At 32.2% G+C, this 21,542-nt stretch carries 22 protein-coding genes; 6 read left to right on the top strand and 16 right to left on the bottom strand.

The window, feature by feature from the left end:
• The 4 genes from RG22_RS17925 to RG22_RS03740 all read right to left on the bottom strand — a co-directional run.
• On the bottom strand, nucleotides 1–1,826 hold a 1,826-nt coding region (locus RG22_RS17925; protein ID WP_034041003.1), incomplete at its 3' end, for a hypothetical protein.
• A 3-nt stretch (nucleotides 1,827–1,829) separates the two neighbouring features.
• Nucleotides 1,830–4,541: a T9SS type B sorting domain-containing protein gene (locus RG22_RS03750; protein ID WP_034041002.1), complete on the bottom strand. Its 2,712-nt coding sequence runs from the start codon at nucleotides 4,539–4,541 to the stop codon at nucleotides 1,830–1,832.
• A gap of 28 nt (nucleotides 4,542–4,569) precedes the next feature.
• Entirely contained in the window at nucleotides 4,570–5,394 is an 825-nt protein-coding gene (locus RG22_RS03745; RefSeq protein ID WP_034041001.1) for an ABC transporter permease, read from the bottom strand.
• A 24-nt stretch (nucleotides 5,395–5,418) separates the two neighbouring features.
• Nucleotides 5,419–6,315 carry an ABC transporter ATP-binding protein gene (locus tag RG22_RS03740; protein WP_034041000.1) on the bottom strand — a complete coding sequence of 299 codons (897 nt, stop codon included), beginning with the start codon at nucleotides 6,313–6,315 and terminating at the stop codon, nucleotides 5,419–5,421.
• Nucleotides 6,316–6,530: 215 nt separating this feature from the next.
• On the opposite strand from RG22_RS03740, the gene RG22_RS03735 reads away from it, so the two are divergent.
• A complete protein-coding gene (locus tag RG22_RS03735; RefSeq protein ID WP_034040999.1) occupies nucleotides 6,531–7,622 on the top strand; it encodes a hypothetical protein in 1,092 nt (363 codons plus the stop codon).
• Here the strand turns inward: RG22_RS03735 and RG22_RS03730 are convergent.
• The 8 genes from RG22_RS03730 to RG22_RS03695 all read right to left on the bottom strand — a co-directional run bounded on the left by RG22_RS03730 (nucleotide 7,603) and on the right by RG22_RS03695 (nucleotide 13,915).
• Entirely contained in the window at nucleotides 7,603–8,118 is a 516-nt protein-coding gene (locus RG22_RS03730; RefSeq protein WP_034040997.1) for an IS1096 element passenger TnpR family protein, read from the bottom strand. The genes RG22_RS03735 and RG22_RS03730 overlap by 20 nt on opposite strands.
• 38 nt (nucleotides 8,119–8,156) lie before the next feature.
• Nucleotides 8,157–9,170 carry a COX15/CtaA family protein gene (locus RG22_RS03725; RefSeq protein WP_034040995.1) on the bottom strand — a complete coding sequence of 338 codons (1,014 nt, stop codon included), beginning with the start codon at nucleotides 9,168–9,170 and terminating at the stop codon, nucleotides 8,157–8,159.
• Nucleotides 9,171–9,253: 83 nt separating this feature from the next.
• Nucleotides 9,254–9,706: a GNAT family N-acetyltransferase gene (locus RG22_RS03720; protein WP_034040993.1), complete on the bottom strand. Its 453-nt coding sequence runs from the start codon at nucleotides 9,704–9,706 to the stop codon at nucleotides 9,254–9,256.
• A gap of 2 nt (nucleotides 9,707–9,708) precedes the next feature.
• On the bottom strand, nucleotides 9,709–11,127 hold the full coding sequence (locus RG22_RS03715) for a CCA tRNA nucleotidyltransferase (protein ID WP_034040991.1): 1,419 nt from the start codon (nucleotides 11,125–11,127) through the stop codon (nucleotides 9,709–9,711).
• Between the two features lie 31 nt (nucleotides 11,128–11,158).
• Complete coding sequence (locus RG22_RS03710; protein ID WP_034040989.1) at nucleotides 11,159–11,533, bottom strand: GxxExxY protein; 375 nt, start codon at nucleotides 11,531–11,533, stop codon at nucleotides 11,159–11,161.
• Between the two features lie 26 nt (nucleotides 11,534–11,559).
• Nucleotides 11,560–12,120 (bottom strand): L-threonylcarbamoyladenylate synthase, encoded by a 561-nt coding sequence (locus RG22_RS03705; RefSeq protein ID WP_034040987.1) that lies wholly within the window; start codon nucleotides 12,118–12,120, stop codon nucleotides 11,560–11,562.
• Nucleotides 12,121–12,128: 8 nt separating this feature from the next.
• Nucleotides 12,129–12,800 (bottom strand): class I SAM-dependent methyltransferase, encoded by a 672-nt coding sequence (locus RG22_RS03700; RefSeq protein WP_034040985.1) that lies wholly within the window; start codon nucleotides 12,798–12,800, stop codon nucleotides 12,129–12,131.
• 38 nt (nucleotides 12,801–12,838) lie between these two features.
• On the bottom strand, nucleotides 12,839–13,915 hold the full coding sequence (locus RG22_RS03695; protein WP_034040983.1) for a glycosyltransferase family 4 protein: 1,077 nt from the start codon (nucleotides 13,913–13,915) through the stop codon (nucleotides 12,839–12,841).
• An 83-nt stretch (nucleotides 13,916–13,998) separates the two neighbouring features.
• On the opposite strand from RG22_RS03695, the gene RG22_RS03690 reads away from it, so the two are divergent.
• Nucleotides 13,999–14,760, top strand: a complete 762-nt coding sequence (locus tag RG22_RS03690; RefSeq protein WP_034040981.1) for a lipopolysaccharide kinase InaA family protein — start codon at nucleotides 13,999–14,001, stop codon at nucleotides 14,758–14,760.
• Here RG22_RS03690 and RG22_RS03685 read toward each other — a convergent pair.
• Together RG22_RS03685 and glf are read right to left on the bottom strand one after the other, a co-directional pair.
• Nucleotides 14,738–15,508, bottom strand: a complete 771-nt coding sequence (locus tag RG22_RS03685) for a glycosyltransferase family 2 protein (RefSeq protein ID WP_034040979.1) — start codon at nucleotides 15,506–15,508, stop codon at nucleotides 14,738–14,740. The genes RG22_RS03690 and RG22_RS03685 overlap by 23 nt on opposite strands.
• A gap of 24 nt (nucleotides 15,509–15,532) precedes the next feature.
• Nucleotides 15,533–16,639, bottom strand: coding sequence for a UDP-galactopyranose mutase (glf, locus tag RG22_RS03680; RefSeq protein ID WP_034040976.1), 1,107 nt, complete (start codon nucleotides 16,637–16,639; stop codon nucleotides 15,533–15,535).
• 60 nt (nucleotides 16,640–16,699) lie between these two features.
• On the opposite strand from glf, the gene RG22_RS03675 reads away from it, so the two are divergent.
• Entirely contained in the window at nucleotides 16,700–17,743 is a 1,044-nt protein-coding gene (locus RG22_RS03675) for a glycosyltransferase (protein ID WP_034040973.1), read from the top strand.
• Here RG22_RS03675 and RG22_RS03670 read toward each other — a convergent pair.
• Nucleotides 17,740–18,789, bottom strand: a complete 1,050-nt coding sequence (locus RG22_RS03670; RefSeq protein WP_034040972.1) for a glycosyltransferase family 9 protein — start codon at nucleotides 18,787–18,789, stop codon at nucleotides 17,740–17,742. The two genes, RG22_RS03675 and RG22_RS03670, sit on opposite strands and share 4 nt — an antisense overlap.
• Before the next feature lie 86 nt (nucleotides 18,790–18,875).
• Complete coding sequence (locus tag RG22_RS03665) at nucleotides 18,876–19,691, bottom strand: 2,3,4,5-tetrahydropyridine-2,6-dicarboxylate N-succinyltransferase (RefSeq protein WP_034040970.1); 816 nt, start codon at nucleotides 19,689–19,691, stop codon at nucleotides 18,876–18,878.
• Nucleotides 19,692–20,020: 329 nt separating this feature from the next.
• Here RG22_RS03665 and RG22_RS03660 point away from each other — a divergent pair, with 329 nt between their 5' ends.
• The 3 genes from RG22_RS03660 (at nucleotide 20,021) to def (ending at nucleotide 21,521) form a co-directional block, all read left to right on the top strand.
• Entirely contained in the window at nucleotides 20,021–20,329 is a 309-nt protein-coding gene (locus RG22_RS03660; protein WP_034040968.1) for a hypothetical protein, read from the top strand.
• Between the two features lie 103 nt (nucleotides 20,330–20,432).
• Complete coding sequence (ruvX, locus tag RG22_RS03655) at nucleotides 20,433–20,843, top strand: Holliday junction resolvase RuvX (RefSeq protein ID WP_034040966.1); 411 nt, start codon at nucleotides 20,433–20,435, stop codon at nucleotides 20,841–20,843.
• A gap of 87 nt (nucleotides 20,844–20,930) precedes the next feature.
• Entirely contained in the window at nucleotides 20,931–21,521 is a 591-nt protein-coding gene (gene def / locus RG22_RS03650) for a peptide deformylase (RefSeq protein ID WP_034040964.1), read from the top strand.
• The last annotated feature ends 21 nt before the right edge of the window (nucleotides 21,522–21,542 follow it).

The raw sequence follows: 21,542 nt of genomic DNA, 5'->3' as shown, positions 1-21,542 counted from the left end.
TAATTAGAAGGATTATCATTTATAACTGCTGCATTTAAAGAAGTGGTTCTCTTCGGATAATCATTAAGGCAGTAGTATGCTAAAGCTTCAGTTTCAATATCTGGTAATTCGTTTACGGTTAAAACAACTTCACTTATACCATAACAATTATTAGCGTTTTCAACACGGGCATAAATAGTTTGAGAGTATGGGTTTGTGTTTGTAAATGTGCTTCCTAAATTATTTGTTTCAAGTAAAGCATCATCATAAGTTTCGAAATAAGAGATTGATAACCCTGAGGGAAGTCCTGCAACTATGTCACTATCTGCATTAGTTAAAATAAAATTAAAATAGCCATCTTCGGTGCCATCATTATCACATTCAACTAGTTCGGTATCTTCAGAGTCTGTAACACTAACATTAAGAGTTAACTCTGAAGGTGAAGAGCATCCTGTACTGTCATTAATAACATCTACATAAATAGTTTGCGGATTAGATGTGTTGGTAAATGCATTACCGTCGGCTTCAATAGTTCTGGCAGAGTCTGTATAAAATTTTGTTGATAATCCAGCGACACCATTAGTTAAAACAGTATTAGCTTGATTGAGATTGAAAATAGTGCGTTCATCTATAGCACCGTCTTCGTCGCATTGTAACAGGGTGTCGTTAAAGGCTTCGGGGTTTAGATGTACGACTAAATTTAATGGAGTTACACTTTTACAATCAGGGTTTAAGGCATCTTCAACTCTAACAAAAAGTTGTTCGTTGAATGGTGTTGAATTATAATAAGCATTTGGTAAAGGGTTTGCTCGCGTTTCGGCATTTAATTGCGAAGTATGATACGTAATATTAATATCAGAAGGGTTTTGACCATTTAAAATTTCAGGATTTTTAGATGATAAATCAAAAATAACTCGTCCGTTAGTATTGTTTCTATCTGCTGAATCGTCACATAGTTCGTAATCTATTGGTTGCGAAAAATTTGGACCTAGATTAACATTCAATTGAAAGTTGGTCAACTCAAAACACCCTGTGGTATTATTTGTAATTCTAGCATGAATGGTTTGAGGGTTATTAATGTTTGTATATGGACTGCTTAGTTCGTTTATTCCAATATTAGCATCACTTATATTTTCGTGATAAGTTATGGTAACATCGCTTTGTGTTCCTGCAATTAAACTTGTATTGTCTGTTAGGTTAAAAGTTGTAAAGCCATTATCAAAAGGAGTAACTACATCGCAACTTTCTAAATTTAATGGCATACCATTTGTTCCTGACTCATCTGAAGGAGGATCAGAAAACTGTGCAGTTCCTGTCCATTGTAAGCTAAAAGGGCTATTGCCAATTGGTCTATCTATGACTATATAATAAGTTTCTCCTGCTAGCACATCTAACCACTTTACAAAACTATCGCCATCTGCACCTGGGCCTTCGGCAGTATCACTTGCAGAATCATTCATTCCAGTTAAGTTGTTTCCTTGATTGGCGGCTGAAGGATTAGTAGTAGAACACCGAATGGCTTGTCCAATATTGCCACAGGTTGCATTTGGTCCGAACACAAAAAAATCATAATCTTCTGTAATAGCGGTGCTATTTGGGGTTAATGTAAAACCTAATGTGCCACTAGTTACTAAAGTAACTTTTAACCAAACACTATTGTTTTCTTGACTTGAGCATGTGTTTGATCCGCTTAATTCTTGAGTGCCAACACCACTTACATTTAAGTTAACGTTTGAATTTCCACAAGCAATTACGGCATCAATGCAATCCGTTGGTTGTTGACCTAGCGTATTATTGTAACACAATAAAAAAATAATTAAGACAGATATTTTTAAGGCTAATTTCAAAGATTAATATTTTAGAGTGAAATGATTTTTTAAAATTCTTCCATCTTGCAGAGTTACAGCAAACCAATAATCGTCGGCTGGCAGTTTTTGACCATTAAATAGCCCGTCCCAACCACTACCCAATGGATTTAATTGTTTAATTAATTTACCAAACCTGTTATAAATAAGGATATTGGTATTGGGCTGAAACATATTAGAGATACCAATTACTTGCCAAGTATCGTGTACGCCATCGTTATTGGGCGTAAAAAATTTGGGAAAACCAATAACTGAAATTGGATTTTGCACTGTGCCACAGCTATTTTTAATATCTCTAACAGTTATAGTATAAATACCTGGATACACATTTTCGAACGTATTACTTTCCTGATAAGGTACGTATACTATATTGTTTTCATCAAGTAATCGGTATTCATAAACACCTTCACCAGAAACTAAAACGGTAATGGTATTGTTTTGAGTAGCATCAACGATTTCAATAGTTTCAAAAGTTGCTATGTTTGAAGGTTCTATGGTAACGGTTCGTTGTTTTGTGCAACCATTTGTATTGGTAACCGTTACGGTGTAAGTTCCCGCTTCATTAATATCTATTTGATAGGTGTTTTCTCCAGTGGACCAGTTATAGGTATAATTGGAAGGATTATCATTTATAACTGCTGCATTTAAAGAAGTGGTTCTCTTCGGATAATCATTAAGGCAGTAGTATGCTAAAGCTTCAGTTTCAATATCTGGTAATTCGTTTACGGTTAAAACAACTTCACTTATACCATAACAATTATTAGCGTTTTCAACACGGGCATAAATAGTTTGAGAGTATGGGTTTGTGTTTGTAAATGTGCTTCCTAAATTATTTGTTTCAAGTAAAGCATCATCATAAGTTTCGAAATAAGAGATTGATAACCCTGAGGGAAGTCCTGCAACTATGTCACTATCGGCATCGCTTAAATTAAAGTTGAAAAATCCATCTTCGGTTCCATCATTATCACATTCAACTAGTTCGGTATCTTCAGAGTCTGTAACACTAACATTAAGAGTTAACTCTGAAGGTGAAGAGCATCCTGTACTGTCATTAATAACATCTACATAAATAGTTTGCGGATTAGATGTGTTGGTAAAAGAATTTCCATCAACCTCATTGGTTCTAGCTGAATCTGTATAGAATTTTGTTGAAAGATTAATACCGTTATTAGTTAAAATTGTGTTTGCTTGATTGAGATTAAACAGTGTGAGTCCATCAACAGTAACATCTTCATCACATTGTAATAGGTTTGCATTAAAGGCTTCGGGGTTTTCGTTAAAAATTACATAGGCTTCTCCTTGAATGGCACAATCTCCATTATTTGGGTCAATATAAACTTCGTAATGACCTGTAGAATCAATTTCTAAATCAAATTCACTTTCAGGCAGCGAATCTCCATCACGCGTCCAAGTGTATGTAGCTCCAGTTATATATTCAGCAGCTAGCGTATATTTATCATTAACACAAAGTGAGAGGTTAGTACTGCTTTTTCCATTTTTAATAATATCAATTTGTTCGTTAAAAAAAGAAGCAATAAAAGGGGGTAGTCCTTGGGAGGAATTATTTGGTGAAACATTAATAGCATTATGTTGATAGTTACAAGACGTACCTAAGCTATTAGGATTATTAATAACTCCTAAATATGGCAACCCTTCATTATAAGTGGCACTTAATGCTCTATATATTTTTCCATTAGGTCCGAGTTGCAAACCACCTCTGTATAATTGCCTGTCGTCTATAATAACTACGGAGGATTGAATATCTGCTGCTAAAAGATTATATTGGAGTAATGATGAAGAGTGATAGGACGGATCATTATTATTACTTGGGTTTTCTCTATCAAAAAAATCATTTGATGTATGCGCATAAAGTAATTGGCTATCTGGAGAAAATTCTACGCCGTAAGTGAAAGCATTTTCTCCGCTAATATATAATTCGTTTTGATTGCTTACAATTCCTGTAGACACATCAAAATCATATATATACAACCCATCGCTTACATTAGCATTTGCAACTTTTGTGCCGTCTGGTGATAATTTTAAATAGCCCCTTGCATCACTAATATTAAGAATAAATGGAGAGGCTACTGGTGTATTATTGACGCCTAAACCATTAACTTCAAAAGCATAAAATGTATTATAGTTACCTATGCTTCCATTTTCTGGAGCAAAGGTTAGTACCCAAATAGATTTTGTTATACAATCTTTTAAAACTGCCGTAATTTTTTCTGAACAGCGTTGGAGTAAATTTGTGTTTTTGGTTGTAACAGCTCCCAAACCTCCATCTTGGGATATATCAACCTCAGAATAGTTTAAACCGTAATTATTACCGTCAAGGTTATTATCTACAGTAAAAATGTAATAAATATTTTCATCATCTGGTTTAGGAACAATAATAGCAGATTGTGTACTAGACGAATCGCCAAACAAACCCAAACCATTCATCATGGTAGCATGGTTTTTATTCCAAACTCTTGTCCCATCTGTGTAAAACAATAGATTTCCAGAACTGTCTGATATTGATGCACAACCCTCGTTAGTAAATAATTGACCATCATTTACAGAAGAAATCGTATTGTTATTTTGATTGAATTTGATACCACCACCATAGCCAAAATACCAATTGGCAGCTTCGCTTTGGGCAAAACTATTTATGCTGGCAAAGCAGGCAAATACGAATATGGCAATTTTTTTCATCTTTCAATAGCGATAGCTATCAAAGATATTACAAATCTCGCTTTTTTAATAATCTGTACGATAAAAAGATAAATAGAGCAGTCCAAGCAATTACTATGGCAAATTCGTACCAATGGACTGCATAGTCGTATGCTATTTCTGCTTTGTCAGGAAACTTAGTCATTGCTATACGTTGAAACGGTTGGTCTATTAATTTGTAAATTGATTTTAATGGAAAGAAATTTTGAATTTTCTCTGCTGTATCTGCATTTAATTTCCATGCCATTAATCCAAATAAAATCCATTCTAGAATAAATAAAATGAATAAAAAGGCAAGGGCAAAAGCAGAACGTTTTACAAGCATTCCAAAAAACAAACACAAGCTAAAAAAAGCAATAAGTTTCACAAAATAGGCTAGTATGAATTCAGTTTCTCTAAAAATAATTGAAACTTCAGTATAGCTAGAATAGTATAACCCTATACATAGCGAAATTAACCCTATTAAAACTGTAGAAACTAATGAAAAGAATATGATGGTATAAAATTTAGATAATATGAATTCCTTTTTACTTAATCCATCAATTAGGTTCTGTTTAATAGTCTTGTTGCTATACTCATTACCAATCATACTTACTACTACAATAGCAAAAAAGAATTTAAATTGAGAAGCAAAGAAAGTTGTTAAATGCCATATCATAGGGAAGTTAAAAATGCCTAACTCACCAAGTTCTAAAGTAAAAAAACCAAATACATTAATTTTCAAAGAAGATAATAATATGACAAAGAATGGTAAAATAAACGATACAAAAATGAGTATTTTACTGGTTCTATTAAGTAGTAATTTTTGTAATTCTAAATTTAAAAGACGTAACATAGAGTTAGTATATTTTGGTTGGTATTAGTTATTATCTGTTAATTGTAAAAATTGTTCTTCTAAACTTTCTTTACGTTGCACTAAATGGGTAAGTATAATGCCTTTTTCAAAAAGATATTTGTTGAAATCTTCAGACTTCATGGGTTTATTTAAAAAAGCAGTGATTAAGCCATCTTTTTCTTTAATTGATTTGAATGATGCATTATTTTCTAAAAGTTTAATTAAGTCATTTGGCTTATTGCATTTTAATTCAAAAAAACCGTGACTAGAAATCATTTCGTCAACACGACCTGAATATAATTTTACACCTTTACGTAACACAACAACATGGGAACATACTTTTTCAACTTCATCTAAAAGATGAGATGCCAATAAAATAGTGGTTCCTTTTGCAGCAATCTGCTTAATAATTTCTCTAATTTGATGAATCCCTTGTGGGTCTAATCCGTTTGTAGGTTCATCTAAAATTAAAATTTCTGGATCGTTTAATAATGCAGAGGCAATCGCTAAACGCTGTTTCATACCTAAAGAATAGGTTTTAAACTTGCTATCTTTTCGTTCTAATAAGCCGACAATTTCAAGCTTTTCTTCAACTTTGCTATAATCAACTCCCTTAATTTTACAAACCAGTTTTAAATTCTGAGTTGCCGTCATGTAAGGGTAAAAGTTTGGTCGCTCAATTATAGCACCTACTTTTTTTAATGCATCATGTGTCGTAGTTTGTCCGTCAAACCATTTAAAATCACCTTGTGTTTTATTAACAACATTTAAAACAATACCTAGAGTGGTAGATTTTCCGCTTCCGTTAGGTCCTAAAATCCCATAAACGTTACCTTTGTTAATAGTAAACGATAAATCTTTTACAGCAGTTAAGTAGCCAAATTTTTTGGTAAGGTTGTTAATTGTAAGTATTGGTTCCAAGATGAATTGTTTTGTTTGCTGAAAAATATCAACAAGGTTAGTTATTAAAGTATGACGATGCTTAACTTATTTTGTTACAAGGTTATTAATAAAAGCTTTAAATTGAATAAAAATTCATCAATAGCAATATTGAGGTTTACGTTTAAATTGTCATTCTAGCGGATACGGGAATCTAAGTGAATAAAATTTCTTTACTTTGAATAAGTTTATAAAGTATGCAAGATTTAAAAATATCAAAAAAGAAACCTTCATTTCCTGTAACCACCAAATTACACGATTATCTTTCTAGGTATAATAGAAATATAAAAATACCTATTTTTTATGATGATTTGTTGCGTTTTCAGGGCTCAATAGTAGTTTATGATAAAGATGATAATGATACTTTATGGATACGCGTTTATTACAACGAATTTGAAAGAGAAGAAATAGATTTATCGTTAAAAAAAGTATATACAATCTTGCATTCTGATGGTAATGATGATATTTTACCTTTTTTAAATGTTGATGCCATTGATTTTTGTACGTTCGGAAATTCGAAACCCTTTAGAATTAAAATTAGAAATATTTTAAATGACAATTACACTTACTTTTATATAAAAACAGCTGATGCTTCTCGGGTGTATGGTTTAGAATTAGAGCATATGCTATCACCTTATAATTTGAATTTTTTAATATACAAAAACACATTAATAGAAGAGCATATTGCAGGAATACCTGGTGATGAGTTTATAAAAAATATGCTACCAAATTGTACTAAATCTGAAAAAGCACAAATAGCTAAGGAGTTTGTTAAGTTTAACGAACGCTGTATGATAAGACTTTTGGGAGATATGCGTTCTTATAACTATGTTATTGTACCCACTCATGATTTTGACCATGTTGTTTACAAAATCCGGGCGATTGATTTTGATCAACAATCTTATGAGGGTAAGTTTAATATTTACAGACCGCAGTTTTTTAAAGAGAATATAAAAATGGTTGAATTGGTTTCAGGAATTATTCAAAAGCCATCAATCGATCAATATAAAATTGAAGAGCGTTCTATTTTGGTGAAACGTTTAAAAAGTTTTCACAAAAGAATAAATAGATTATTAAAATGTATGATTGAAGACTCAATTTCAAAAGATGAAAATATTGATTCTTTAAAAATGAAAGTATTTGAACATACACAAGATGTGAATTTTAAGCGAAGTAAAAATATGGGACAAATCCTTAAATATTCTTTGGAATATTTAACACGGAACTATGAAAATGTAAATCTGGAAAATTTAAGAAAAAAACGTAGTATTAATTCCAGTTTTCGTTAAAGTCTAAATCCTCATAATCATCTACATCAATACCGTCTTCAAACTCGTCAAAATCATCATCATCATCATCAGCTTCAAATAATTTTTCTGGAGCATTTTCTGGTACTTGACCCTGAACAAACATAAGATTTGGGTAATCGTGTCCTTCAGTTTCATCAACTATTTCGGCTAATTCAACATAAAACGTCCACATGCTTAAAAAGTCGTAAACATAAATTAGTTTAGGTTGTATTTCATGTACAACATCATTGATGCTAGTTTCATTCATTAGGCGAGCTGAAGCATCTTCACTTAAATCGAATAACGAAATTTCTTCACCTTGCTCCCAAGTATCATTACTTAAATAAAATGATGCCATTTCAGAGCCATCAAATCCAAAAGATTGTGTGATAATATTGTGTAAATCTTCTAGCGTGTCTGTTTCTCGGATTTCTAAATCGCGAAAAATATCCTCTTCGGTATCATTATCAAGTATAACTCTAAATCTGTAAATCATTCTGAAAAATTATTGATGCAAAGATAAGTCTTTTTGTATTATTTGCTGAAACGATGCAAGGTAAATGTCATGGCGCTTAAAAGGAAAAATGCTCCTATTTGATGAGCTACTCCTAACCATAGCGGTACAGCATATAATATAGTAAAAATGCCTAATAGAAATTGAAAAGCTACCAAAATTAATAATGTATTTATGCCTCTTTTTTGAAGTTTTGTAATTGCCATTTTACGAGTTTTATACCATAATATTAAAATAGAAATCACCACAAAATACGCTAAAATTCTGTGAATAAACTGAATGCCACTTGGGTTTTCAATAAGGTTTTTATAAAAGGGTTCGAGTATATAAACTGTGTGATGCATAAATTTATTTTCATTCATTAAAGGCCAATGGTTATGCAGTAAACCCGCTTTTAAACCAGCTACAAAAGCACCGTAAATAATTTGAATAATAAGAATTAAGTAACTAATTATTATAAGATTTCTAAACTTAATATTTGTTGGTTTTTTATTAGGATAAAACAAATCTAAAGCGACCCAAAGTGTGGCAGCAAAAGTAAGGAAAGCCGTTGTTAAATGTGCAGCTAAACGGTAATGACTAACATCTGGCATATCTACCAAACCACTTTTAACCATGTACCAGCCTAAAAACCCTTGAAAGCCACCAAGAACCAATAAGACCAAACATTTTTTAATGGTTTTTTTTGAGAGCTGTTTAGTTATAAGAAAATATAAGAACGGAATGATAAACACTAAACCTATAACTCTGCCAATTAGTCTATGTAGCCATTCCCAAAAATAAATGCTTTTAAAATCATCAATTGTGAAGTGAGAATGTAATTTTTGATACTCCGGATATTGTTGATATAATTCAAAAGCGTTTTGCCATTCGGTTTCGTTAAGCGGTGGAATAGTACCTGTTATTAATTTGTAATTTGAAATAGATAAACCCGAATCTGTTAGCCTAGTTATGCCACCTACAATCACCATTATAAAAATAAGAATACATCCTGTAAGTAACCAATAAATAACTTTTTTGTTGTCTTTTTTCATTTTTTGTCAGGTCGAGCGCAGTCGAGACCTCATTAATTTATTGCTAAAAACCTCTCGACTGCGCTCGAGGAGACAATAGTATATTAAATCAAATCTTTTTTAAAGCATAAGCTGTTTTCTACATTCTTGTATGGTTCGAAATTTGGAATGATAGTATAATTATTTTTTTTGTAAAACTGAACAGCTTCCACTTGACGGATACCAGTTTCTAAAACACAATAATTATAACCCAATTCATTGCTCCAAATCTCCAATTCTTTTAAAATTTTAGATGCAATACCTTCGCCTCTGTTTTCAGAATTTGTATACATGCGCTTTATTTCAACAGTATTTGTGTTAAACGCTTTAAAAGCACCACAACCAACAGGAATACTATTAGAATAGGCTACAATTACATTATTTAAAACATCTATATTATTGTACTGATTGTAAAAATCATGCTCATCGCCATCAACAAAAGTTAAATAATCATCTAGTTTTTTTACTAAATTTATAAAGTCTTTATTGTCAAAATTTGTTCTAATTAATTTTAGCATAATTAATTTGATGCTTTTAGGCCTAAACGCTTTCCTTCTTTTAACATGAGTTGATATGCAGCTTCATATTCATTTGGAATATCGCCTTCTAAAATGGCTTCTTTTATAGTTTCTTTAATCACACCAATTTCGCGCGATGGTTTTAAGTTGAATGTTTTCATAATTTCTTCGCCAGAAATTGGTGGTTGAAAATTACGTACGTGATCACGTGCTTCAACCTCAATAATTTTATCTCGTACTATTTTAAAGTTGTTATGATATTTGTTGAATTTTTTTGGATTTTTTGTGGTAATGTCTGCTTCGCAAAGTGTCATTAAATCTTCAACATAATCTCCAGCATCAAAAACCAAGCGACGCACCGCAGAATCGGTTGCCATATCTTGAGAAAGCACGATTGGGCGAGAGCTCATAAATACCATTTTTTGAACAAATTTCATTTTATCATTTAATGGCATTTTCAATCGCTTAAATAAATGATACACCATTTTTGAACCTTCAAATTCATGACCATGAAATGTCCAACCTACTTTTTTGCTAAACTTTTTTGTTGGTGCTTTACCAATATCGTGTAATAAAGCGGCCCAACGCAACCAAAGGTTGTCAGTATGTTTTGCAATATTATCGACAACTTCTAAAGTGTGATAAAAATTATCTTTATGACGTTGACCTTCAATTTCGTCAATACCTTTTAAAGCCGTAAGTTCTGGTAGAATGTGCTGTAGCAATCCGGTTTTTTCTAATAGTAAAAACCCTGTTGACGGCGTTTCGCTTTCCAAAATTTTATTTAATTCTACAACAATCCGTTCGTTGGTTATAATTTTAATACGATGACAGTTTTTTGAAATAGATTTTAATGATTCATCCTCAATTTTAAAATTGAGTTGTGTGGCAAATCTTATGGCGCGCATCATTCGTAAGGGGTCATCACTATAAGTAATATCTGGATTTAAAGGTGTTTTTATAATTTGATTTTTTAAATCGTCTATCCCATTAAACGGATCGAGTAAATCACCAAATTTAGTTTCGCTTAAATCTAATGCTAGAGCATTAATTGTAAAATCACGACGGTTTTGGTCGTCTTCTAAAGAGCCATTTTCCACAATAGGATTTCTGCTATTTTCGTTATAAGATTCTTTTCTTGCACCAACAAACTCTATTTCAATATCATCATACCTAAGCATTGCTGTTCCGTACGTTTTAAAGATTTGAACCTTGGGTTTATTGGGCAAGTTTTTGGCGACTTGTTTAGCGAGTTCAATCCCACTGCCAATGGCTACAATATCAATGTCTTTGGCAGCGCCACGCTTTAAAATATGGTCGCGTACAAAACCCCCAATAACAAAGCTGTCGAGTTGTAGCTCATTAGCCGATTGCGATATAATCTTAAAAATGGGATGATATAATGCTTCTTTATAATTCATTTTTTTTGTTGCCACGAATCCACGAATGTTTTTATAAAACGATTCTTTTATGGTCTAATAAATCTTTGTGAAAATTTGCTAAAATAGCGAGTTTACATTGTGATACTTTTAAGTAATTTATGCATTGAGTAGTATGCTTGTCGTTTAGGTTTTCTGTCGATTTTATTTCTAAAATAATTTTATCAAAAACCACAAAATCTGCGTAAAATTTATGTTTTAGTAAAGTGTCTTTATACGCAACGCTAAATTCTTTTTCTCTTTGAAATGGAATATTTAAACTTTTAAATTCGTATTCGATAGCATCTTTATAAACAATTTCTGAAAAACCACTTCCCAAATTATTATAAACTTCAAATAAAACCCCAACTATAGCATAGCTTTCGTCTTTATAAATAATTTTAGACATAAATATTCGTGTATTAGTGGCTGTTTTTACTCTCGAATCACCTTAATAATCCCGCTATTGCTCAATTTAATAATTGAGGAGGGTTTGTCGCAGATTTTTTCGTGATGCAAATTTACAACATAGTCTACACCTTTTAAAATGGCTGGAGCTATTTCTTTAAACGATTTTGGAGTTGGTTTATTACTAATATTTGCCGAAGTTGAAACGATTGCACCATTAAGTTTTCTTGATAATTGATAGCAAAATTCGTCATCTGGAATCCTAATAGCGATAGTGCCATCGTCAGCAATTAAATTTGAAGCTAAATTTTGAGCATCATCATAAATTATAGTGATTGGTTTTTCAGAAATATCGATGATGCTATATGCGGCTTCGGGTATTTTTTTTACATATTTTTTAAGCATTCTATCATCGGCTACCAAACAAATTAAGGCTTTGCTGTCCTCACGCTGTTTTAGTTTGTACACTTTTTTAACCGCTTCAGGGTTCGTGGCATCACAACCAATGCCCCAAACGGTATCGGTTGGATAGAGTATAAGTCCACCGTTTTTTAAGACTTGTAGTGCGTTTTTAATCTCGGTATTCATCAAAAAATTTATGAAAGACTTTCTTTTTTTACCAATAAAACTTGATAGGCGTCAATTAAAATTTTCCAGTTTTTTTCAAGCATATATGCGATTACGGTTTTGCCCTTTCCGCCACCAGGTAATCCGCAATCGTCGATAAGCACAATGGAATCTTTATGCAATTTATCTTCGATGGTTTTAAATTCTTTTAAGTGATGTTCCTGACTTTTCATTTGAATCTCCGTATCGGTTTTTGAATAGTCGTAACTATCCAAATACAAGAAATCTACGGGTTCATCAAAGGTTTTAAGAAACGCTAACGAATCGTTTAAATGCACAGTAACCGTATCGTTTAAATTTTGGTTATCAACTTCGCTTTGTGAGCCTTTTACCGAATCTTCGCTAATATCAACAGAGTGCATTTTGGCATGGTTTTGCTGCGCCCATTTTCCAAAAACTATGGTCGCGCCACCATCGCCTTTGGTGTTATTCAACCCTTCTCTGGAAGTGCCGGTTTCAATAATAGTTTTAACTTTTCTTTCGTCCAGTAGTTTAAGTGTTTTTGCAAAAGTTATTCTGCGTCTTCTGAAATTATATTTAAAAGGCATAAACGGATATAATGATTTGTGTTTTGCGAATTTTATGGCATAGTGAATCAAGACTGCCAATAGGATAACTGCAATAATTATTTTAAAAATCATTATGGGCTTTTTTAATGGTTAGGTAGCAAATTTAGGATTTACTTTTTAAATAAAATGCTTTTATAAACCTCAATATATTGTTTTGCGGCGTCATTCCAATTAAAGCTTTTGGCGTGTTTTACGTAATTTTGGGATAATTCGGTTTTGTTTTTATTGAAAATATTTAAACCTTCTTTTAAAACTTTGGCCATGTAAGTGGGTTCGAAATGATTCCAATAAAAAGCGTGTTCGCCGCCAATTTCGGGTAACGACGTGTTGTTTGATAGAAAAACGGGTTTCCCAAAACGCATGGCTTCTATGGGCGGAATACCAAAACCTTCGCGCAACGACGGAAACACAAACCCATCGCAGTTTTGCATGTAATATTGTTTGTCTAGTTCGGATATTTTTCCGGTAATAATGACACGGTTTTCCAGTTTTAACTTTTTAATGGTGTCTTGCAATCTGCCACTAGCATACCCCGTATTGTTGTTGCCCGAAAGGATTAAATCGTAGTCTGGCAAAAACGCTAACATGTCAATCAAGGCATGGAAATTTTTACGTTCGGTAAATTCGCCAATGCTAAATAGATACGGTTTTTTGGAAGTTAATTTCGGCTTATGGTTTTCGGGAATTTCAATATCGATAATCGGGTTGCCGTTATAAATAACGAATTCTGGTACATTTGGTACTTTAAAATATTGATGAGTCGATTGTTTTGCATAGTCCGAAATGTAAGTAATAGCACCGCTTCTATTGAGTTTATTTTGAAATTTTATGTTTCTTTCGTGGTTTAAATCGCTTGAAACTTCATCAATAAAATTAACATCGTGTACCGTGAGCATATATGGCATATCGTGATGTGGTTCAATCTTAATATTCTGATTTAAACAATGCCATAAATCGTATTTTTTTCTTATTCTAAAAGCTTTGTGTCGTCGTAACGAATAGTATTTTTTATAGTTAAAATAAGTACCGAATTCTTCCTTTAAAATATGGGTGTCTTTGGCGTGAAGCGTTATTTTAAAGTCCTCAATATTTGCGTTATATAGCCCTTTTATTAAATGATAATTAAATTGACCAAAGCCAAAATGTTGGTTTTTAATATTATGCGATTCTAAAAAAATATTCTGCATATCTCTTTTTTACAAAGTAAATAAATATATGTATGAAATGCTTTAGATTTTTTAAAAGAAAAAAGTAATTGTAATATTGCCTTATGAAAAAAGTGATTCATAAAGCGTATAAATCGTTTGAAAGCGAGTTGGATAATTTCATCGAAAATTTTGATGTGCTTGGTGAAGATTTTGGCAATCAAGAAAGAAATTCACTCAAATTATTTCAATTGGGTGATGAAACGATTAACGTTAAATCGTTTAAAGTGCCGAATCTAATCAATCAAATCGCGTATCGTTTTTTTAGAAAAAGCAAAGCGCAACGCTCATTTGAATACGCCAATAAGCTGAAAGATTTAAACATCGGCACTCCGCACCCTGTGGCGTATTACGAATTTAAAACTCCTTTTTTATTCAAAAAAAGCTATTATATAAGCGAGCAGATTGATTGTGATTATACGTATCGGGAATTAACAACCGATTTTAACATTCCAAATTACGATGCCATTCTCAGAGCCTTTACACGATTTACATTCGATTTGCACGAAAAAGGGGTTCATTTTTTAGACCATTCCCCAGGAAACACGTTAATTAAAAAAACCGAAAAAGGTTACGATTTTTATTTGGTGGATTTAAACCGCATGGAGTTTAAGGATTTGGATTTTGAAACCCGGATTAAAAATTTCTCAAAATTAACCATCCATAAATCGATGGTAGAGGTGATGAGTGATGAATACGCCAAATGTTCTGGAGAAAACTACGAGACCATTTTTAATTTAATGTGGTACGAAACCGAAGCTTTTCAAGAAAAATACCACCGAAAAAGACGTTTAAAAAAGAAGTTTAAATTTTGGAAGACCTATTGAGTTTTTGAAGTTCTTTATAGCGGTAATAAACCCCATAAGCACTTAAATAACAAATTTGAAAACCAGCTATTCCATCTAAAAAACCAAGCCTAAAAACATAGTTTACCACAAACTTGTAAAATGGCCTAAATATAAAATGGAAAGTGTTGGCTTTTTTGCCTTTTTTAAAAAGCTCTAAAGCTTTAAGGCTTGCATAGTGCTCCATTTTTGCTTTATAGTGGGCAGCGCTATCAAAGCAATAATGCAACATATTGTGTTTTAAAATACCGCTTTTGCCATCAATTTTGGGCATTTCGTGTACTATTTTGTCCTCAATATATTTAACCTTGTTTCTTTTGAATAACCGGTAAGTGGTATCGGTTTGAAAGCCGCTAAAACGGATTCTTTTTTTCTTAAAATAATACAAGCGTTTAACCATAAATGCCGCAATATCGGTGGGATTGTTAACTGTTGCAGTTATTTCGGTTTTTAATTTACCGGTTAAGCATTCATCGGCATCAATAAACAAAACCCAATCGTGAGTGGCTTGTTGTAAGGCAAAATTCCTTTGGTCTGCAAAGTTTTTAAATTTGCGTTTTATGGTGGTAACGTGTTTAAATTCAGCTAACTTTTCAAGCGTTCCGTCTGTACTAATAGAATCTATAACTATAATTTCGTCAGCAAAACTAATATTGTTTATAACGGCTTCAATGTGGTTGATTTCGTTATACGTGATAAGTAAAGCCGATATTTTTTTAGAATTCTTCAATTTAGAAGTAAAGATTTAAAAGCATTATTTATTGAGTTCCTTTTTAACTTTTTGTAGTGCCGAAGCTATTATTTGATGCATGTCGTAATACTTATATTCGGCAAGTCTACCACCAAAAACAACGTTGTTTTCTTGTAGCGACAGGACTTTGTATTGCTGATATTTATTTTGATTGTCGTCGTTATTAATAGGGTAGTAGGCTTCTTTTTCTTTTGTCCATTGTTCGGGGAATTCTTTGGTTATAACGGTATGGTTTTGTTTGCCAAATTCGAAATGTTTATGCTCGATAATTCGGGTGTACGGAATATCACCATCGTTATAATTTACTACGGCATTGCCTTGGTGGTTTTCTTTTTCCAAACGCGTGTTTTCAAAGCGCAGCGAGCGGTATTCTAAATTCCCGAACTTATAATTATAGAATTCGTCTATTTTTCCGGTGTACACAATTTTTGAAGCTAATTTGCTTAATGCTTCTTTATTTTCAAAAAAATCAACATTGGTTTTTGTTTCAATACCTTCCAATAAACCATCAATAATTTTGTTGTAACCACCTATGGGAATACCCTGATATTTATCGTTAAAATAGTTGTTGTTAAAGGTATAACGCACGGGTAAGCGTTTAATAATAAAGGCAGGAAGTTCGGTTGCTTTTTTGCCCCATTGCTTTTCGGTGTATTCTTTTATCAGCGTTTCGTAAACGTCCTTTCCTATTAAAGATAAGGCTTGCTCTTCTAGGTTTTTCGGATTTTTAAAACCGTATTCTTTTATCTGGCTTTCTATAATTTTTTTAGCTTCATTGGGTGTTTTTGTGCCCCATAACTGGTAAAAGGTGTTCATGTTAAAAGGCAAATTGTACAGTTTTTCTTTAGAAATTGAAACGGGGGAATTCACATAATTATTAAATTCCGCAAATTGGTTTACATAATCCCAAATCTGTTTATCGTTGGTATGAAAAATATGGGCGCCGTATTTATGTACGTTAATACCGTCCACATTTTCACAGTACACATTGCCTCCCACATGGTTTCTTTTATCGATAACCAAGCATTTTTTTCCAGCTTTGGTGGCTTCGTGCGCAAATACGCAGCCAAATAATCCGGCACCAACAATTAAATAATCATACTTTTGCATACTTTTATATTTTTAACAAAACTAGAATATTAATTTCCTAAACAAAACTTTTTAGCCTTTATGTATTACATTTCCAGAAATTATAAGTCGTTATTTAATGCCGCAGGAAAAGCAAAAACCGATTGCGAAATATCATTGCAAAACTTAGGGTTTAAAAACCTTGGGTTTAAACAATCGTCTATCCCTAGTTCTGCTATTGGAACGATAAAGAATTTTCTTGGAATTACAATAGCTTTGTTACGTTTGCCGTTTAAGTCGACAATCTGCACGCAATATCCCAATAATAAATTTAGAAAACTAATCTTGTTTTTTGCGAAATTCAAACGCTGTAAAATAATTACGATTGTACACGATGTAAGATGCTTAAAAGGACGGGTAAAAGATGTTGAAAAGGAACTGTCTAAAATAGTGTGCTCCGATGTTATAATTGTGCACAACGATTCTATGAAGCAATGGTTTTTAAATCAAGGCACAACAATACCTATCGTGGTTTTGGGTATTTTCGATTATGTTTCTGAAGAAAAACCAATCCAGAATATAAACAGAATTAAAAAAGATACATACAATATTGCTTACGCTGGTGGCTTTGGCGAAGGTAAAAACGCGTATATTTTCGATTTTGATGTTTTAGGAAACAGCAAGTATAATTTAAAATTATACGGTATTGGTTTTGATGGAAGTAAACGAAAAGTGAGTGAAGAAGAATCTGTTATTTTTTATGAAGGTGCTTTTCCTTCCGATCAAATTGCACATAAAATTGAAGCCGATTTTGGTTTGGTGTGGGATGGTATTTCAACCGAAGCTTGTAGTGGTGATTTAGGCGAATATTTAAAATATAACAATCCGCATAAAACTTCATTGTATTTATTGTGCGGACTACCTGTTATTGTATGGGACAAAGCCGCTATTGCCAGTTTTATAGTTGAAAATAAGGTGGGCATTGCGGTTTCTAATTTAAAGGATTTGAATGCTATTTTAGAAAACGTAACAGAATCTGATTATAAAACCATGAAAACCAATGTTTTGAAAGTTCAAGAAAAAGTGATGCAAGGACAATTTGTTGAAACTGCTGTAAAAAAAGCTTTGGAGACTTTGAAGAGTTAAATTTGGTATGACACTAAAAAATCCTCAAGTTTATAAATAAACAATTCGGGTTTAAATTTTTGATATAAAGCTGATGCTTCATTTTTGTATTCCTTTTCGGGTTTTGTGTACAACTCGGGCATGTAATCTTTTAAATGCACACTTAGGTTGTTTTCATCTTCAAAAAGATTCCACGACGCTTTGTCAATCCACGGGGAATAAATGGCAAAGGTTTTAATATTTAATGCTTTCGCCATATTTATAGCTCCACCTTCGTTGCCTATTACCGCATCGCAATGATGCGTTATCGCTAAAAATCCCCTTAAACTTTTCCCGAAAACATGAAATTTAATATGCTTTTTGGTTTTGCATAAATTTAAAATCGCTTTAGCTTGTGTTTCTTGTTTTGGAATGTAATTAAACAGAATTTGTGCACTGGTTTTCTCAACAATGGCATCAATAACTTTTGCCATATAAGGAAACGGATAGGTTTTATTATCGCCACTACCCAAAACGCTAATCATAAACAACTGTTTGTTTAAATCTATTTGATGTTTTTCTAAAAAACGTTTGCTATTCGAAATTTCGCTATCGGTTAAATAGATTTTTGGTTTAATTGATGTTGCTTCAATTCCTAAAGGCTGTAACAACTGCATTCTATTAATAATGGCTAAGCCAGATTTTCCATTAGTGCTTTGTTGTCTTTTTATATTATGATGATAGAAGAGCGAGCTATAATATTTATAATAAGAAATTTTGGTTTTTGCTTTAGAAAAAGCCGTAATCAAATTACTTGAAAGTTTTGAATAGACATCAATGACAATATCGTATTCTTTTTTTCTAATTGATTTTACGAGCTTAAAAAGCGCTTTTTTACTGCTTTCGGCTTCCTTGGTAAAAAAAATAAAATTATCAATAAACGGATGGTGCTCTACAACAGGAAAAGTATGCTCGTTAATCAAATAGTCCAATTGGGCATTTGGGTATTTCTGTCTAAGCGCCTCAAACAGTATACTGCTTGTAAGCACATCGCCAATCATTTTCTGCTGTATGACTAAAATTTTCATTCCATCACCAAATTACAAACAAAAAATTCCAAATTCCAATTTTATACGCATTGGAATTTAGAATTTAGTTTTTGAAGCTTTAAAATTTATACCGCAACATTGTGCTCACGCAATGCATCATTAAGCGATGTTTTCTTATTTGTGCTTTCTTTACGTTTGCCAATTATTAAAGCACAAGGCACATTATAACTACCAGCAGCAAATTCTTTTGCATAACTACCAGGAATAACCACAGAACGCGCAGGAACTTTTCCTTTGTACTCAATAGGTTCATCTCCAGTTACATCAATTATTTTTGTACTCATAGTTAAAACAACACCAGCACCTAAAACCGCTTCGGTTTCTACACGAACGCCTTCAACAACAATACAGCGACTGCCTATAAAAGCATTATCCTCAATAATTACTGGAGCAGCTTGTAAAGGTTCTAAAACGCCACCAATACCAACACCACCAGATAAGTGTACGTTTTTGCCAATTTGTGCACAACTACCAACAGTTGCCCAAGTGTCAACCATAGTGCCTTCATCAACATAGGCGCCAATATTTACATAACTCGGCATTAATATGGTACCGCTGGAAATGTAGGCTCCGTGACGTGCAACGGCATGTGGCACAACACGGATTCCTTTTTCAGCATAACCCCTTTTTAATGGTATTTTATCATGAAACTCCATAGGGCCAGCCTCAATAGTTTCCATTTTTTGTATAGGAAAGTATAAAACAACAGCTTTTTTAACCCATTCGTTAACCTGCCATCCGTTTGCTATAGGCTCAGCAACTCGTAATTCGCCTTTATCTAATAAATCAATAACGCTTCTAATGGCGATCGTAGTAGCTTTTTCTTTTAAAAGTTCTCTATTGTTCCAAGCGTTTTCAATGGTTTGTTGTAATTCTGTCATTGGTATTTATATTTTAAGCAAATATAATGTCTAAGATTCAAAATAAAGCGTGAAATGTCTATAATATAGATTGCGTATATGGTAAAAATTTTAGCCTTATAAAGTGAATTTTTCAAAAAATTAAAGACGATTTTCACTTTTAAGGAAATAAATAAATCGATGAAATACATTTTAAGCGTATTTAGTAGTTAAAAACACGCCGTTCAACTATTCATCGGCAGAAGTCCTACCGTTTTCTAATAAACGAAAATTCAATGTGTTACAACTAATTTATTGGGTTAAGCTTTAATGCACTTCTATATTTGAACCATTAAACGAAACCAAATCTGATGAAAACAAATATTTACATATTATTAATTTTATTACTTTCTTTTTCTTTTGCAAGTGCACAAGACAATGTAGTAAAAGTTGAAACTGAAAATACTATTACAGTTTCTGATAATGATGAAGATGTTACTGTTACTATTAAAAGTGATAATAATGTAGTAAATAAAGAGGAAACTAAAACTAATACTGTTGAAGTAAAAGAAAATGTAGCAAAAACTAATAGTGATATTAGAGTATATTTAAACCGTGTAAGAAAGGTTGAAAATATTAAATGGTTATTTCCTAAAATAAATAAAGCTAAAGTAGCATAAAAATAAAGTTCAAATATTAATAATTAAGGTTAAATTATTTAAGAGACTGTCTGTAAAGGCAGTCTTTTTTATTTTAATACACTATTTTTGAATAAAATTAATTATGGCTCGTATTTTAGCAATAGATTATGGTATGAAACGTACAGGAATAGCAGTAACGGATGAGTTACAGATTATTGCCTCTGGACTTACTACAGTTTATACTAAAGAGCTTATCGCGTTTTTAAAAGACTATGTAAATAAAGAAAAGGTTGAATTGTTTTTAGTAGGAGAACCTAAACAGATGGATAATACAGCTTCTGAAAGCGAAATACTAATTCAACCATTTTTAATAAAACTTAAAAAACAATTTCCAAATATTCCTATATTAAGAGTTGATGAACGTTTTACCTCCAAAATGGCATTTCAAACCATGATTGATAGTGGTTTAAAAAAGCAACAACGTAAAAATAAAGCCCTAATTGATGAAATTAGTGCAACTCTTATTTTGCAAAGCTATCTATACTCTAAATAGTTTTATAAAAGATGTATTTTTAAGCATAAATACTTCCCATAAATATTAAGTATTGTATTTTTGCAAAAATTAAATAATGTAACCGTAATGATTTTACCAATTGTAGCCTATGGTGACCCAGTTTTAAAGAAGAAAAGCACAGATATTACAAAAGAATATCCGAATTTAGATATGCTTTTAGAAAACATGTTCGAGACTATGTACAACGCTTTTGGTGTTGGTTTAGCTGCACCACAAATAGGATTACCAATTCGTCTGTTTTTAGTCGATACCACACCTTTTTCTGAAGATGAAGAGCTTTCAGAAGATGAGCAAAATGCATTAAAAGATTTTAAACGTGTTTTTATAAATGCTAAAATAATTAAAGAAGAAGGCGACGAATGGGCTTTTAACGAAGGCTGTTTAAGTATTCCAGATGTTAGAGAAGATGTATTTAGAAAACCAAAAATTACGGTTGAATATGTTGATGAGCATTTTAAAAAACACACCGAAGTTTTTGAAGGTTTAATTGCTAGAGTAATTCAACACGAATACGACCACATTGAAGGCATATTATTTACCGATAAATTATCGAGTTTAAAAAAGCGTTTAATAAAAGGAAAGCTAAATAATATATCAAAAGGAAAAATTAATGTTGATTACAGAATGCGTTTTCCTGATCAAAAAAAGAAACGATAATAGTTGCACTATATTATTAAA

It is taken from the genome of Wocania ichthyoenteri Th78 (assembly GCF_000789235.1).
Classification (GTDB): domain Bacteria; phylum Bacteroidota; class Bacteroidia; order Flavobacteriales; family Flavobacteriaceae; genus Wocania_A; species Wocania_A ichthyoenteri.
The sequence above is the reverse complement of the archived record's forward strand: the minus strand, read 5'-3'. Positions and strand labels throughout refer to the sequence as shown.

Bases quoted from the DNA above. Each gene is read 5' to 3' on its own strand.
- RG22_RS03665 (WP_034040970.1), bottom strand. From the start codon at position 19,691: ATGACAGAATTACAACAAACCATTGAAAACGCTTGGAACAATAGAGAA.
- RG22_RS03675 (WP_034040973.1), top strand. From the start codon at position 16,700: ATGTATTACATTTCCAGAAATTATAAGTCGTTATTTAATGCCGCAGGA.
- RG22_RS03715 (WP_034040991.1), bottom strand. From the start codon at position 11,127: ATGAATTATAAAGAAGCATTATATCATCCCATTTTTAAGATTATATCG.
- ruvX (WP_034040966.1), top strand. From the start codon at position 20,433: ATGGCTCGTATTTTAGCAATAGATTATGGTATGAAACGTACAGGAATA.
- RG22_RS03750 (WP_034041002.1), bottom strand. From the start codon at position 4,541: ATGAAAAAAATTGCCATATTCGTATTTGCCTGCTTTGCCAGCATAAAT.
- RG22_RS03690 (WP_034040981.1), top strand. From the start codon at position 13,999: ATGAAAAAAGTGATTCATAAAGCGTATAAATCGTTTGAAAGCGAGTTG.
- RG22_RS03705 (WP_034040987.1), bottom strand. From the start codon at position 12,120: ATGAATACCGAGATTAAAAACGCACTACAAGTCTTAAAAAACGGTGGA.
- RG22_RS03735 (WP_034040999.1), top strand. From the start codon at position 6,531: ATGCAAGATTTAAAAATATCAAAAAAGAAACCTTCATTTCCTGTAACC.
- RG22_RS03695 (WP_034040983.1), bottom strand. From the start codon at position 13,915: ATGCAGAATATTTTTTTAGAATCGCATAATATTAAAAACCAACATTTT.
- glf (WP_034040976.1), bottom strand. From the start codon at position 16,639: ATGCAAAAGTATGATTATTTAATTGTTGGTGCCGGATTATTTGGCTGC.
- RG22_RS03720 (WP_034040993.1), bottom strand. From the start codon at position 9,706: ATGCTAAAATTAATTAGAACAAATTTTGACAATAAAGACTTTATAAAT.
- RG22_RS03660 (WP_034040968.1), top strand. From the start codon at position 20,021: ATGAAAACAAATATTTACATATTATTAATTTTATTACTTTCTTTTTCT.
- RG22_RS03745 (WP_034041001.1), bottom strand. From the start codon at position 5,394: ATGTTACGTCTTTTAAATTTAGAATTACAAAAATTACTACTTAATAGA.
- RG22_RS03710 (WP_034040989.1), bottom strand. From the start codon at position 11,533: ATGTCTAAAATTATTTATAAAGACGAAAGCTATGCTATAGTTGGGGTT.
- def (WP_034040964.1), top strand. From the start codon at position 20,931: ATGATTTTACCAATTGTAGCCTATGGTGACCCAGTTTTAAAGAAGAAA.
- RG22_RS03725 (WP_034040995.1), bottom strand. From the start codon at position 9,170: ATGAAAAAAGACAACAAAAAAGTTATTTATTGGTTACTTACAGGATGT.
- RG22_RS03730 (WP_034040997.1), bottom strand. From the start codon at position 8,118: ATGATTTACAGATTTAGAGTTATACTTGATAATGATACCGAAGAGGAT.
- RG22_RS03700 (WP_034040985.1), bottom strand. From the start codon at position 12,800: ATGATTTTTAAAATAATTATTGCAGTTATCCTATTGGCAGTCTTGATT.
- RG22_RS03670 (WP_034040972.1), bottom strand. From the start codon at position 18,789: ATGAAAATTTTAGTCATACAGCAGAAAATGATTGGCGATGTGCTTACA.